Annotated in this window: 15 protein-coding genes; 10 read left to right on the forward strand and 5 right to left on the reverse strand. The window is 60.0% G+C overall.

The annotated features are described in order from the left end of the window. The first annotated feature begins 102 nt into the window (after positions 1-102). The 3 genes from ACMG4N_RS06435 to ACMG4N_RS06445 all read left to right on the forward strand — a co-directional run bounded on the left by ACMG4N_RS06435 (position 103) and on the right by ACMG4N_RS06445 (position 2,814). Positions 103-813, forward strand: a complete 711-nt coding sequence (locus ACMG4N_RS06435) for an SURF1 family protein (protein WP_297770226.1) — start codon at positions 103-105, stop codon at positions 811-813. A gap of 117 nt (positions 814-930) precedes the next feature. After that, on the forward strand, positions 931-2,259 hold the full coding sequence (locus ACMG4N_RS06440; RefSeq protein ID WP_297770228.1) for an ATP-binding protein: 1,329 nt from the start codon (positions 931-933) through the stop codon (positions 2,257-2,259). Between the two features lie 3 nt (positions 2,260-2,262). Then, the gene (locus ACMG4N_RS06445) at positions 2,263-2,814 is read left to right on the forward strand and encodes a response regulator transcription factor (RefSeq protein WP_297770230.1); all 552 of its coding nucleotides are present in this window, start codon (positions 2,263-2,265) and stop codon (positions 2,812-2,814) included. An 84-nt stretch (positions 2,815-2,898) separates the two neighbouring features. Here ACMG4N_RS06445 and ACMG4N_RS06450 read toward each other — a convergent pair whose 3' ends face one another. Genes ACMG4N_RS06450 through ACMG4N_RS06460 form a run of 3 tightly spaced genes read right to left on the reverse strand, consistent with a single transcriptional unit; the run spans position 2,899 to position 4,258 of the window. Then, the gene (locus ACMG4N_RS06450; protein WP_297770232.1) at positions 2,899-3,240 is read right to left on the reverse strand and encodes a DUF3301 domain-containing protein; all 342 of its coding nucleotides are present in this window, start codon (positions 3,238-3,240) and stop codon (positions 2,899-2,901) included. Then, positions 3,237-3,803, reverse strand: coding sequence for a DUF1415 domain-containing protein (locus ACMG4N_RS06455; RefSeq protein ID WP_414433123.1), 567 nt, complete (start codon positions 3,801-3,803; stop codon positions 3,237-3,239). Before ACMG4N_RS06455 ends, ACMG4N_RS06450 begins: the two co-directional genes overlap by 4 nt. Beyond that, positions 3,800-4,258, reverse strand: a complete 459-nt coding sequence (locus ACMG4N_RS06460; RefSeq protein WP_297770239.1) for an MOSC domain-containing protein — start codon at positions 4,256-4,258, stop codon at positions 3,800-3,802. Before ACMG4N_RS06460 ends, ACMG4N_RS06455 begins: the two co-directional genes overlap by 4 nt. 354 nt (positions 4,259-4,612) lie before the next feature. Here ACMG4N_RS06460 and trpE point away from each other — a divergent pair, with 354 nt between their 5' ends. The 5 genes from trpE to ACMG4N_RS06485 all read left to right on the forward strand — a co-directional run bounded on the left by trpE (position 4,613) and on the right by ACMG4N_RS06485 (position 8,984). Next, complete coding sequence (gene trpE, locus ACMG4N_RS06465) at positions 4,613-6,106, forward strand: anthranilate synthase component I (RefSeq protein ID WP_297770243.1); 1,494 nt, start codon at positions 4,613-4,615, stop codon at positions 6,104-6,106. Then, positions 6,106-6,708: an anthranilate synthase component II gene (locus ACMG4N_RS06470; protein ID WP_035250222.1), complete on the forward strand. Its 603-nt coding sequence runs from the start codon at positions 6,106-6,108 to the stop codon at positions 6,706-6,708. Before trpE ends, ACMG4N_RS06470 begins: the two co-directional genes overlap by 1 nt. Next, entirely contained in the window at positions 6,705-7,748 is a 1,044-nt protein-coding gene (trpD, locus tag ACMG4N_RS06475) for an anthranilate phosphoribosyltransferase (RefSeq protein ID WP_297770248.1), read from the forward strand. The genes ACMG4N_RS06470 and trpD overlap by 4 nt, the downstream gene beginning before the upstream one ends. Positions 7,749-7,762: 14 nt before the next feature. Next, entirely contained in the window at positions 7,763-8,557 is a 795-nt protein-coding gene (gene trpC / locus ACMG4N_RS06480) for an indole-3-glycerol phosphate synthase TrpC (RefSeq protein ID WP_297770251.1), read from the forward strand. 127 nt (positions 8,558-8,684) lie between these two features. Then, positions 8,685-8,984 carry an isochorismate lyase gene (locus ACMG4N_RS06485; protein WP_297770253.1) on the forward strand — a complete coding sequence of 100 codons (300 nt, stop codon included), beginning with the start codon at positions 8,685-8,687 and terminating at the stop codon, positions 8,982-8,984. A gap of 166 nt (positions 8,985-9,150) precedes the next feature. On the opposite strand, the gene crp is transcribed toward ACMG4N_RS06485, so the two are convergent. After that, a complete protein-coding gene (crp, locus tag ACMG4N_RS06490) occupies positions 9,151-9,780 on the reverse strand; it encodes a cAMP-activated global transcriptional regulator CRP (protein ID WP_035250214.1) in 630 nt (209 codons plus the stop codon). Positions 9,781-10,080: 300 nt separating this feature from the next. On the opposite strand from crp, the gene ACMG4N_RS06495 reads away from it, so the two are divergent. Next, on the forward strand, positions 10,081-10,506 hold the full coding sequence (locus tag ACMG4N_RS06495; protein ID WP_290539253.1) for an OsmC family protein: 426 nt from the start codon (positions 10,081-10,083) through the stop codon (positions 10,504-10,506). A 131-nt stretch (positions 10,507-10,637) separates the two neighbouring features. Next, a complete protein-coding gene (speD, locus tag ACMG4N_RS06500) occupies positions 10,638-11,444 on the forward strand; it encodes an adenosylmethionine decarboxylase (protein ID WP_052043094.1) in 807 nt (268 codons plus the stop codon). A 166-nt stretch (positions 11,445-11,610) separates the two neighbouring features. Here speD and coq7 read toward each other — a convergent pair whose 3' ends face one another. Next, positions 11,611-12,270, reverse strand: coding sequence for a 2-polyprenyl-3-methyl-6-methoxy-1,4-benzoquinone monooxygenase (gene coq7, locus ACMG4N_RS06505; RefSeq protein ID WP_297770263.1), 660 nt, complete (start codon positions 12,268-12,270; stop codon positions 11,611-11,613). Between the last annotated feature and the right edge of the window lie 105 nt (positions 12,271-12,375).

The following is a 12,375-nucleotide window of genomic DNA, read 5'->3' on the forward strand; positions in this document are numbered from 1 at the left end:
CTCCCTGCAGGAGCTTGCCTGCCAGCGAATTCGACCTCGAAAAGAGGCTGGGTTTGCTGGCAGACGCCTCCTGCTCTCTCCTTCGTTTGAAGAGGCATAGCAATGGCTCGTCGGCGTCTTCTTTCATTCCTGTTTCTGCTGTTTTGTCTGGCGGCCTTTGCCGGCTTTATTGCCCTGGGCGTCTGGCAGGTGCAGCGCCTGGCCTGGAAAGAGGATCTCATCGCCCGGGTGGATGCCCGCGTCCATGCGCTACCGGTAGACGCGCCCGGGCAGGGTGACTGGTCCGCCGTCAATAAAGCCTCCCATGAATATCTGCGTGTTCAGCTAACGGGGGAGTATCTGCCCGAAGGAATCTCCCTGGTGACCGCAGCCACGGAGGAGGGCCAGGGCTACTGGGTGATGACGCCGTTGCAGCGGACGGATGGCAGCTGGGTCTACATCAACCGGGGGTTCGTGCCCCAGGCCGAGCGGGTGCAAGCCAGTCGGGGAGATTTTACCCCGCACGGTGAGGTCTCGGTGGCCGGCTTGCTGCGCCTCAACGAACCGGGCGGTGGCCTGTTGCGGGACAATGTGCCCGCTGAACACCGCTGGTATTCTCGGGATGTACTGGCCATGGGAGAACGGCACGGGCTGGTACCGGTGGCACCCTTCTTTATCGATGCGGAGGCCAGCGACCAACCCGGACCGATTGGTGGGCTGACCGTAATCCGTTTCCCCAATAATCACTTGGTTTACGCCATCACCTGGTTTGCCCTGGCGCTGGGTGTGATGCTGGCGGCCTGGCTGGTGATACGCGAACAGCGCAAGCGCTGAAGCCGTTTTTTGTAGGAGCTGTGCTTGCATGGCGAACCCGCCCTCGCCCAGGCGGCCATCATGCCCGGTCCATAACCTCCTCACACCTTCACGCCGAAGTCGGTAAACTGACTCGCCATGGAAAAACTGACAATGACAGCTCCCGCCGGCACCCCGCCCCTGGCGGCCATCCGCCGTTCCAGTGAAGATGTGGCCGGCCGCAAGAACCTGCAGCTGCTGATTCAGCTGCGCTGGATCGCCATGGGCGGTCAGCTGGCCACCATCCTTCTGGTGCACTTTGGTTTCGGCATCACCCTGCCCCTGGGGCAGATGCTGGTGGTGCTGTTTGGTTTGCTGTTGCTCAACGCGGTCAGTCTGCTGCGCCTCAAGCTGCCGAAAAGCATCGGCAATACCGAGCTGTTTCTGTCGCTGCTGATTGATGTGGCGACGCTGACCATCCTGCTGTATCTCAGTGGCGGGGCCACCAACCCCTTTGTGTTTCTTTACCTGTTGCAGGTGATTCTTGGTGCCGTGCTGCTCAAGGTGTGGTCCACCTGGGTGATCCTGATTACCACCACCCTGTGTTTTGCCTGGTTGGCCTGGTCGGGCAAGCCGCTGCCGCTGCCGCTGGATCATTCAAAAGGGCTGTTCAGTCTCTATATCGAAGGGATGATCATCTGCTTTGTGCTCAACGGGGTGCTGCTGGTGATCTTTATCAACCGTATTACCCGCAATCGCCGCCAGCGCGACGAGCATCTGGCGGAGTTGCGCCAGCGCGCCGCTGAGGAAGAGCACATTGTGCGTATGGGGCTGCTGGCCTCCGGTGCCGCCCACGAGCTGGGCACACCGCTGGCGACCCTGTCGGTGATTCTCGGTGACTGGCGGCACATGGAACCGTTCAAATCCGACCGGGACATGGCCCAGGAAATTGGCGAAATGCAGACTCAGGTGCTGCGCTGTAAATCCATTGTCAGTGGCATTCTGTTGTCCGCCGGTGAGGCCCGTGGAGAATCCTCCGAGGAAACCACCGCCCGGGAATTCCTGGATGACCTGGTCACCGAATGGCGAGAAACCCGGCCAGTAAAAGACTTTATCTACCGCAATGACTTCGGTCAGGACCTGAGCATCGTTTCCGATTCGGCCCTGAAGCAAAGTATTCATAACGTGCTGGACAATGCCCTGGAGGCATCCCCGCAATGGCTGCGTCTGGATGTGCACCGTGACGACGACACCCTGGTGATCTCGGTGACCGACCGAGGTCCTGGCTTCCCGCCGGCCATGCTGGAAAGCCTGGGGCGGCCCTACCAATCCAGTAAGGGACGATCGGGCAGTGGGCTGGGCCTGTTCCTGGTGATGAATGTGCTGCGCACCCTGGGCGGCAACCTGCGCGCCCGCAATCTGGTCCAGGGCGGTGCCGTGGTAATGCTGTCGTTGCCCCTGTCCGCAGTCATCCTGGAAGAGGAATAAGTTGTGAGTGATGTTGATCAACAGACAGAGCGGTTGCTGCTGATCGTGGAAGATGACGAGGCATTCGCCCGTACCCTCAGCCGTTCCTTTGAGCGACGAGGCTATACGGTGATCCATGCTGCCGGCATGGAAGAAATGGATGCCCTGCTGGCAAACCATGATCCGGGTTACGCGGTGGTCGACCTGAAGCTGAAAGGAGAGGCCTCCGGTTTGGCCTGTGTCCAGAGTCTGCACGAGCACAATGAAGATATGCTGATCGTGGTGCTCACCGGCTACGCCAGTATTGCCACGGCGGTGGAAGCGGTGAAGCTGGGGGCCTGTCATTACCTGGCCAAACCCTCCAACACCGATGACATTGAAGCCGCCTTCCTGCGTGCCGAGGGCGACGTGGATGTGGCCCTCACCGCCCGGGAAACCGATCTGAAAACCCTGGAGTGGGAACGCATTCACGAAACCCTGGCAGAGACCGGCTTCAATATCTCCGAAACCGCCAGACGTCTTGGCATGCACCGCCGCACCCTGGCCAGGAAGCTGGGCAAGCAGCGCGTTAAATAACCTCGAAGTTCTCAACAACGCCGCGTAGGAGCGACGCTGGCGGCGCGATAGCCACCATATGGAATCGCGCCGCTACAGTACGGCTCAGTGCAGCTGTTCCGGGTCCGGGGTGTAGCGGTGGGGCGGCAGCTCGACCCGCTGCACGTGGCCGCCCTGCACATAGGTGTGGCCGGGGTAGCGCTCGCCGCCGGTGACGGTGAATTCGAAGCGGTAGATGCGTGTTATGCGCCGTTTGCCGTGGCGGTCTTTCATCAGCGCCAGTTTTTCCAGCCCTACGGTATCATCCAGAAACTCCACCTCTTCCCGTTGGCAAAATCGCCGGGTGTAGATCAGTGCTCGTTCGCGGATGCCGTGGGAGCGCCAGAACAGGGCGGCAATCACCACCACTGCTGTGACCAGGCCGATGTCGGTCAGATCCAGATTCATGGAGTTTTCCCTGTCAGATTGCTGAACAGGCTGCGCCACTGGTCGTCACTGAGGCCGTTGAGAGTGGCGATGTTGCGCTCGGGGATCTGTTCCGGGTCCGGGTAGCTGGCCAGGCCCCGGTCCAGGCTGGCTTCACGGAGGATATGCAGGATCGGGTAGGGGGCCCGGTTGGTGAAGTTCTCGCGGTCGTCCACCTGCGTATCGGCAAACTGATAGGCCGGATGGAAACTGGCAATCTGATAGGTGCCTTCCCAGCCTTGCTGTTCCAGCAAGCCATCGGCCAGATCGAGCATGTCGTTATAGTCGAGAAAATCGTCCAGCTGATCGGGAATGATCAGCAGGGTGGTGTCGATTTGCTCGGCAGGGGTGTTATCCAGCCGCACCAGCTCGTCATACAAATCCACCAGCAGGGTTTCCACATTGCGGCTGTCGCTGACGGCAAAGTGAACCTGACCGGCACCGAGAGGCTTGCGGGCAAAGGGGCACAGGTTGAGGCCGACGACGACCTGCTCCAGCCACTGGCGGGTGGTGCTGATAACGGTTTGCGGTGTAGTGGTATTCATGGGGTCTCAGTCTTGATGCTGTCGCCCACGCGAACCACGCCGCTGGACAGGATTTCACAACGCAGGCCGCCCCGGCCCAGCAGGGCCTTGACCACCTGAGGGGGTGTCAGGTCGCCGGCCAGCAATTTGCCCACCACGGAGCAGGGCTCGCACAATTCGATGCCGCGCAGGCGGATGTTGCCGAGCAGAAATTCCCGGCCCTCCAGGGCATTCAGGTCGACTCCCTCGGTGAGGACATTGCGGCGCAGGGTGTGTGATTCAACCTGCTGCTGATAATCCCGGTTGAAGGCGGCGATGGCTTCGGATTCGATCAGGGTAATCTGTTCGGCGGGTTTTGCATTGCGTTTGTAATGACGGTCGCCAACGATGCCGCACCCGGCACGTAGCTGCACAGCGGGCTGGCTTTCCACAGGGCCGCGGGATTCGCTGGCAGTGTAAAGGGCGAGGATTTTCATGGGGCTCCTGGATTGACGCCGGACGCTGGATGCCAAGTATAGATCGAGGCGCCAGTTTAGCAGTTTCCTCCGGGTTTTCAGCGTCTGGGGTAGCGCGTCTGGCGTCCGGCGTTCTCATTAGCTAGAATTCCCCCAATCTTCACGTTTGAGAAAGGACGTCCCCCTTGGACCGTGCCCTGATCAACAGCTTTGCCTTCCTCTCCGCACCCGCCAGCTGGCGATGGTGACGCTCCCTCTGTGCCGGTGTTGAACGCTTGCACGGACACGCCCTTTTTGCCTTGTTTTTCCTCTACAATTGTTGCACTTGTCGGCCTGTGCGTTTGAATGGCCGAGCGAAGACCAATAGGGACAACCATGTCACAACAGCAACTGGATCGTTATGCCCGAGAGGGCTATACCCGGGTGCCGCTGGTACGCGAGGTGCTGGCGGATCTGGATACGCCGCTGACCGCCTACCGCAAGCTTGCCCAGGGGCCTTACAGCTACCTGTTTGAATCCGTTCAGGGCGGCGAGCGCTGGGGCCGTTATTCCATTCTCGGGCTGCCGGCCACGGAAGTGATCCGCATCACTGGCCAGGCCGTTACTGTCAGTAATGAACAGGGCGAAACCACCACCGAGGTGGCTGACCCGATCCAGTGGATTGAAGACTACCGTCAGCAGTACCGCTCCCCGGAAATCCCCGGGCTGCCCCGTTTTAACGGCGGCCTGGTGGGCTACTTCGGTTACGACAGCGTACGTTATTTCGAGCCCCGGCTGGGCCCGGCGCCCGGCGAGGATGTGCTCGGCGTGCCGGATATTCTGCTGATGCGCTCCGAAGAAGTGGTGGTGTTCGATAACCTGCGTGGAGCTTTGTTCCTGGTGGTGCATGTGGACCCCCGTGAAACCGATGCCGGCGAGCAGGCGGCGCAGCGCCTGGATGAGCTGCAGGCGCTGCTGCGTGCGCCCCTGCCGGAGCCGGAGCATACCGTTTACGGCGAGCCGGTGGACGAGAGCGATTTCCGCAGCGAGTTTCCGGAGGAGCAATTCAAGGCCGGGGTGGAAAAGGTGCGCGAGTACATTCTCGCCGGGGATGTGATGCAGGTGGTGCCGGCCCAGCGCATGAGCTGCCCCTTCAAGGCGCCGGCGCTGGATCTGTACCGGGCGCTGCGTTACCTGAACCCGTCGCCTTACATGTTTTATCTGGATCTGGGGGACTTCCATATCGCTGGCTCCTCCCCGGAAATTCTCACCCGGGCAGAGCAGGGCGCCGTCACCGTGCGACCCATCGCCGGTACCCGCAAGCGCGGTGCCAATGCCGAGGAAGACCAGGCCCTGGAAGCAGACCTGCTGGCCGACCCCAAGGAAATCGCCGAGCACCTGATGCTCATCGACCTGGGCCGCAACGATGTGGGCCGGGTGGCCAAGCCCGGCAAGGTCACGCTCACCGACAAGATGGTGGTGGAGCGTTACTCCCACGTCATGCATATCGTCTCCAATGTGGAAGGCGAATTGCGCGACGGCCTGGGGCCATTGGACGTGCTGCGCGCTACCTTCCCGGCGGGCACCTTGAGCGGCGCGCCGAAAATTCGTGCCATGGAAATCATCGACGAACTGGAGCCCACCAAGCGGGGCGTCTACGGCGGTGCTGTGGGCTATATCGGTTTCAACGGTGACATGGATACCGCCATCGCCATCCGTACCGCCGTGGTCAAGGATCAGCGCCTTTACGTGCAGGCCGGTGCCGGCATTGTTGCCGACTCTGTGCCCCAGTCCGAGTGGGACGAGACCATGAACAAGGCCCGGGCCGTGTTCCGGGCGGTGAATCTGGCACTGGGTGGTCTCAACCTGGCAGACGGAGGGCAGCGGTAATGCGTGTGCTGATGATCGACAACTACGACAGCTTTACCTACAACCTGGTGCAGTACCTGCAGGAGCTGGGCGCCGAGGTGCTGGTGCACCGCAATGACCAGATCTCCATCGACGAGATTGAAGCGCTGAATCCGGACCGGCTGATGATTTCTCCGGGCCCCTGTACGCCCAACGAGGCGGGCATCTCCATTGCTGCCATTCAGCACTTTGCCGGCAAGCTGCCGATTCTCGGGGTCTGTCTGGGCCATCAGAGTATCGGCCAGGCCTTCGGTGGCAAGGTGGTGCGCGCCCGCCAGGTGATGCACGGCAAGACCTCACCGATCTACCACAGTGGCGTGGGTATTTTCCGCAACCTGCCGTCTCCCTACACGGCCACCCGTTACCACTCCCTGGTGGTGGAAAAGGACAGTCTGCCGGACTGCCTGGAAATGACCGCCTGGACCTGCAACGAGGACGGCAGTGTGGACGAGGTGATGGGCATGCGGCACAAAACCCTGCCCATCGAAGGGGTGCAATATCACCCCGAGTCCATTTTGAGTGAGCACGGCCACGCCCTGCTCGAGAACTTTCTGAACAACGAACAACAAGGGGACGCCGCATGAATATCCAGCAGGCCCTGGCCAAGGTGGTCGAGCAGATCGACCTGAGCATCGAGGAAATGCAGGACGTGATGCGTCAGATCATGACCGGCGGCGCTACTGACGCCCAGATCGGCGGCTTCCTGGTAGCCCTGCGCATGAAGAGCGAATCCCTGGACGAGATCACCGGTGGCGTGCAGGTGATGCGCGAGCTGGTTACCGCCGTGCCGGTGCAGAACCGCCAGTATCTGGTGGATATCGTCGGCACCGGTGGCGACGGCGCCAACCTGTTCAATGTGTCCTCTGCCAGCGCCTTTGTGGCGGCGGCGGCCGGGGCCCGGGTTGCCAAGCATGGTGGCCGGTCGGTGAGCTCCAAAAGCGGCTCGGCGGATCTGCTGGAAACCGCTGGCATCGCCCTGGACCTGACCCCGGAACAGATCGGCAGCTGCGTGGATAACGTGGGAGTGGGCTTCATGTTTGCCCCCAACCACCACAAGGCCATGAAATACGCGGTGGGCCCGCGCAAGGAACTGGGTATGCGCACCCTGTTCAATATTCTCGGCCCCATGACCAACCCGGCCGGCGTGCAGCGTCTGGTCGTGGGGGTCTTCTCCGAGAAGCTGTGCCGCCCCATGGCGGAGGTGATGGGCCGACTGGGCGCCGAGCACGTGATGGTGGTGCATAGCCGGGATGGCCTGGACGAGATCAGCCTGGCCACCCGTACCCATGTGGCGGAATGCCGTAACGGGGAAATCAGCGAATACGAGGTGACGCCGGAAGACCTGGGGCTGGACTCCGATTCACTGGTCGGCCTGGATGTGACCGACTCCGACGCCTCCCTGGCCCTGATTCGCGATGCCTTCGGCAAACGCAGCAGTGACGCGGCCCGCAAGGCAGCGGACATGATTGCCCTGAACGCGGGGGCGGCTATCTATGTGAGCGGTATTACCCGGACTCACAAAGAAGGGGTACGAATGGCCGAAGACCTGATACACAATGGAGAGGCAGCAGAGCGCATGCGTGAGCTGGCTCAATACAGCACGGCCCTCACCGCTGCGGACTGATAAGGAGAGCGGTTATGAGCACAGGCACCATTCTCGACAAGATCATTGCGCGCAAGCAGGAAGAAATTGCGGTCGGCAAGAACAACTACACCCTGGGTGAGCTGGAGGCCATGGCCGCCAACGAGCGCAAGGCCAGAGGGTTCATTTCCAGCCTGTTCGACCGGGTGCGTGACCACCAACCGGCAGTGATCGCCGAAATCAAGAAAGCCTCTCCCAGCAAGGGCGTGATCCGGGACGATTTCGACCCGGTGGAGATTGCCCGCAGCTACGAGAAAAACGGCGCGGCCTGTCTGTCGGTACTCACCGACAAGGACTTCTTTCAGGGTGACGAGCATTACCTGCGTGCGGCGCGCAACGCGGTCAATCTGCCGGTGCTGCGCAAGGACTTCATGATCGACCCCTGGCAGATCTTCGAGTCCCGGGCCATGGGTGCCGACGCCATTCTGCTGATCGCGGCGGCCTTGTCGGATGAGCAGATGAACGAACTCTACCACGCCGCCCAGCAGGCTGGCTGCGATGTGCTGGTGGAAGTGCATACCGAGGAAGAGCTGGAGCGGGCGGTGAATCTCAACGCCGAGCTGATCGGCATCAACAACCGCAACCTGCATACCTTCGAGACCAGCCTGAACACCACCCTGACGCTGGCGGAAAAGGTCCCCGGCGACCGTATGATTGTCACCGAAAGCGGTATCCACACCTCGGAAGACGTGAAGCTGATGCGCAAGAACGGCATCAATGCGTTCCTGGTGGGCGAGGCCTTTATGCGGGCGGAGGATCCGGGGGCGGCGCTGAAGGCGCTGTTTTTTTAGTTAACAGTTAATAGTGAATAGTTAATAGCTGCGCGGGGAAGGTTGGTGCCGCGCAGAGAATGTTTGAGGCCGCGCCCATGAAGTGGGGGCGGCTTCGTTCGTTTTAATGCGAAAACAGGGAGTTTGAATGACAGGAAAGTCACCAGAGGAATGTCTTGGCATGGAGGACATCCGTGCCGAAATCGACTGTCGCGACAGGCAAATCATTGCACTTCTGGGCGAAAGGGCCGGGTATGTCCATGCTGCCGCAGCGTTCAAAACCAGCGAAGACGGTGTGCGTGCGCCGGCGCGTTTCAAAGCCATGCTAGAAACACGGCGCGACTGGGCGGAGCAGGAAGGGCTGGATGCGGATATGGTCGAGAAGCTTTACCGTGATCTGGTGGAGCACTTTATCCAGCGGGAGATGGCAGCGTTCAAGAGTAGTTAACAGTTAATAGTGAACAGTTAACAGCGCCGCGGACCAGGTTGTTCTGTCGTTAAACGCAAGAGGCCGCGCCCATCATCTGGGCGCGGCCTCTTTGCTTTCAGTCACTCATGCGCTGAACGCGCAGCTGTTAACTGTTCACTATTAACTATTAACTATTAACTGCTTTTTACCGCGTTCCGTAAACCACCATCGTCTTACCCTTAACAGACACCAGCCCCTGTTCTTCCAGGTTCTTCAGTACCCGGCCGACCATTTCCCGGGAGCAGCCGACGATGCGGCCGATTTCCTGGCGGGTTACCTTGATCTGCATACCGTCCGGGTGGGTCATGGCGTCGGGCTGCTTGCACAGGTCCAGCAGGGTGCCGGCCACGCGGCCAGTCACATCCAGGAAGGCCAGATCCCCTACCTTGCGAGTAGTGGCGCGCAGGCGACCGGCGATCTGGGCGGAGACGGCGAACAGGATGTCGGCGTCTTCCCGGGCCAGTTGCTTGAATTTGCCGTAGCTGACTTCGGCGACTTCGCACTCAGTCTTTGCCTTTACCCAGGCGGAGCGTGACGGGTCGTTCTCGAACAACCCCATTTCACCGAAGAAATCCCCTTCATTCAGGTACGCCATGATCATTTCGCGACCATCGTCGTCTTCGATCATGACTGTCACGGAGCCCTTCAAAATATAGTAAAGCGCATCCGATTCATCACCCGCATAAATGATGGTGCTCTTCGCCGGGTACTTGCGGCGATGGCAGTGGGCCAGAAACTGGTCCAGATTTGGAATAATTTTGTTGCCGTCAGTCATGGGTGCTCAATATTAAGCCAGAAAAATGTCTTAGCTGGTAAGCGTAAGGATATTGCCTGTTTTTATCATTGATGCCAAGGGAACTGGCTCTCACTCTCAATTTTCACAGGCTAAACGGTGCCTTACGGCTGACCGGCACCGGCTCGGGAGAGCCCTGGAAGGCCTGCCCGGTGGCAAAATTATCTGCCATCCGGGGCTGTCAGGGGGGTGGCGGCGCCCCCGCGCTATGGTACTCTGCGCCCCCTTTCGGGGCTGGATAGAAGCAGCCTGGAGCGGTGACTGGAACCTGGGAGATCCCCCATGAAAGCAGTGGTTAAATGGCAGGGCGAAGCCTGCTATGAAGCGCAGACAGAAAGCGGCCATACGGTGCTCATGGATGGTCCGCCGGATCACGGTGGTCAGAACCGGGGACCGCGTCCCATGGAGACCCTGTTGCTGGGTGTCGGCGGTTGCTCCTCCTTTGATGTGGTGCATATCCTCAAGAAGTCCCGCCAAGACGTGACGGACTGTCGCTGTGAGCTGACCGCGGAGCGTGCCGATGAGGTGCCGGCGGTATTCAGCAAGATTCATCTGCACTTCATCGTCAGCGGTAATAACCTGAAAGAAACCCAGGTGAAGCGGGCGGTGGAGCTGTCGGCGGAGAAATATTGCTCGGCCAGCATTATGCTGACCCGAGGTGGTGTTGAGATCACCCATAGTTATACCATTGAGGGTCAGGAAGCTTGATTCCTGCCCGGTCAACGGTCCGGCGCAAGCCGGAGGCAAGCTGAGGCCCTGAGGTCTCGCAAACAGGTAGCCGCAGAGTCTGCGGTGGTGTGTTGGTTTTATTGTGGCGATGACGCCTACGGGGTACAGCTGTGGTGAAAGATCCCAATCCCAAGATTACGGTTCATGGTTTCAACAACCTGACCAAATCCTTGAGCTTCAATATTTTCGATATCGCCTATGCGAAGACGGAACAGCATCGCAAGGAGTACATCGAGTATATTGACGAGCTGTATAATGCCGAGCGTCTCACCGAGATTCTCACCAACGTGACCAAGATCATCGGCGCCAACGTGCTCAACGTGGCTCGCCAGGATTACGATCCCCAGGGCGCCAGCGTGACCATGCTGATTGCCGAGCATGAGAGTCCGCCGGATGGCACTGACTGGGATGAAGAAGCGCCTGGCCCGCTGCCGGACTCCGTGGTGGCGCATCTGGACAAGAGCCATGTAACGGTGCACACCTACCCGGAATCCCACCCGGATAACGGTATCTCCACCTTCCGGGTGGACGTGGATGTGTCCACCTGTGGGGTGATTTCACCGCTGCGGGCGCTGAATTACCTGATCCACAGCTTCGATTCCGATATCGTCACTGTCGACTACCGGGTGCGGGGCATGACCCGGGATCTGGATGGCACCAAGCACTACATTGATCACGACATCAATTCGATCCAGAACTTCCTCACCGAAGACACCCAGAACGCCTATCAGATGATCGACGTGAATGTGTTCCAGGAGAACATCTTCCACACCAAGATGCTGCTCAAGGACTTCGACATCGACAACTATCTGTTCGGCGCTGGCAGCGACGAATTCGAGAAGGAAGAACTGGAGCAGATCGAGGAGCGCCTGCGCACCGAGATGCTGGAGATCTTCTACAGCCGGAATATGGGCTGAAGGGCAGTTGACAGTTGATAGTGGACAGTTGAAAGCTGCGCGTTAGAGCTTATCGCTATCCGGAAACGTAAGAGGCCGCGCCCAACACTTGGGCGCGGCCTCTTTGCTTTAATCAACTACCAACTTTTTCCGTGACGCTGTCAACTGTCCACTATCAACTGTCAACTCAGATCCTGTAGGTCGTAAACGTCATCACCTTGCTCATCAGTGTCATGGCGTGGCGCACTGGCGGGGGCAGGTCTGCGCCGCCGGCGTCTTTGGCGGTGACGGCGTGTTTGAGTTCGTCACTTTTCATCTGTTCCAGAATGGCGCGGGTACGCAGGTCGCTTTCCGGGACCTGGAACAGGTGGGCTTCCAGATGTTTGACCACCTGATTCTCCGTTTCCGATACAAAGCCCAGGCTCCAGCGGTCGCCGACCAGGCCGGCCGTGGCGCCGACCGCATAGCTCATGGCATAGAACAGCGGGTTAAGCTTGCTGGGTACACCGCCGAGCTCCTGAATGCGCTCCTCGCACCAGGCCAGGTGATCCTCTTCCTCACGGGCGGCTTCCTCCATGGCATGGCGCACATGGGGCAGGCTGGCGGTGCTGGCCTGGCCCTGATACAGCGCCTGGGCGCACACTTCACCGGTATGATTGATACGCATCAACCCCAGCACATGGCGGCGCTTATCGGTGGGCAGATTCCCGGCTTCCGGGCTATCCGGCGCCGCAGACGCATGGGCAGGTGCTCGCTCCGCCTGGATGGTGCCCGGCGTCAGTGTACGCAGGGCGTTATCGGCCCGGGCCAGCAGTTTGTCCAGCGGTGACAGTCGACGTTCGCTCATGGGGATCTTCCAAAACGGTTTGCTACGGCGCACATGGGGTGCAGGAAAACAGAGTGCTCCCGGTGAGCAGGCAGTCTTCCGCGGCGCTACAAAACAGTGTCAGGC

Source organism: Alcanivorax sp. IL2 (genome assembly GCF_047495475.1).
Lineage (GTDB): Bacteria > Pseudomonadota > Gammaproteobacteria > Pseudomonadales > Alcanivoracaceae > Alcanivorax.

What these genes read in the sequence shown, in the direction of transcription:
- ACMG4N_RS06435 (WP_297770226.1), top strand. Translation starts at nt 103, where the DNA reads ATGGCTCGTCGGCGTCTTCTTTCATTCCTGTTTCTGCTGTTTTGTCTG.
- ACMG4N_RS06440 (WP_297770228.1), top strand. Translation starts at nt 931, where the DNA reads ATGGAAAAACTGACAATGACAGCTCCCGCCGGCACCCCGCCCCTGGCG.
- ACMG4N_RS06450 (WP_297770232.1), bottom strand. Translation starts at nt 3,240, where the DNA reads ATGAATCTGGATCTGACCGACATCGGCCTGGTCACAGCAGTGGTGGTG.
- ACMG4N_RS06455 (WP_414433123.1), bottom strand. Translation starts at nt 3,803, where the DNA reads ATGAATACCACTACACCGCAAACCGTTATCAGCACCACCCGCCAGTGG.
- ACMG4N_RS06460 (WP_297770239.1), bottom strand. Translation starts at nt 4,258, where the DNA reads ATGAAAATCCTCGCCCTTTACACTGCCAGCGAATCCCGCGGCCCTGTG.
- trpE (WP_297770243.1), top strand. Translation starts at nt 4,613, where the DNA reads ATGTCACAACAGCAACTGGATCGTTATGCCCGAGAGGGCTATACCCGG.
- ACMG4N_RS06470 (WP_035250222.1), top strand. Translation starts at nt 6,106, where the DNA reads ATGCGTGTGCTGATGATCGACAACTACGACAGCTTTACCTACAACCTG.
- trpD (WP_297770248.1), top strand. Translation starts at nt 6,705, where the DNA reads ATGAATATCCAGCAGGCCCTGGCCAAGGTGGTCGAGCAGATCGACCTG.
- trpC (WP_297770251.1), top strand. Translation starts at nt 7,763, where the DNA reads ATGAGCACAGGCACCATTCTCGACAAGATCATTGCGCGCAAGCAGGAA.
- ACMG4N_RS06485 (WP_297770253.1), top strand. Translation starts at nt 8,685, where the DNA reads ATGACAGGAAAGTCACCAGAGGAATGTCTTGGCATGGAGGACATCCGT.
- crp (WP_035250214.1), bottom strand. Translation starts at nt 9,780, where the DNA reads ATGACTGACGGCAACAAAATTATTCCAAATCTGGACCAGTTTCTGGCC.
- ACMG4N_RS06495 (WP_290539253.1), top strand. Translation starts at nt 10,081, where the DNA reads ATGAAAGCAGTGGTTAAATGGCAGGGCGAAGCCTGCTATGAAGCGCAG.
- coq7 (WP_297770263.1), bottom strand. Translation starts at nt 12,270, where the DNA reads ATGAGCGAACGTCGACTGTCACCGCTGGACAAACTGCTGGCCCGGGCC.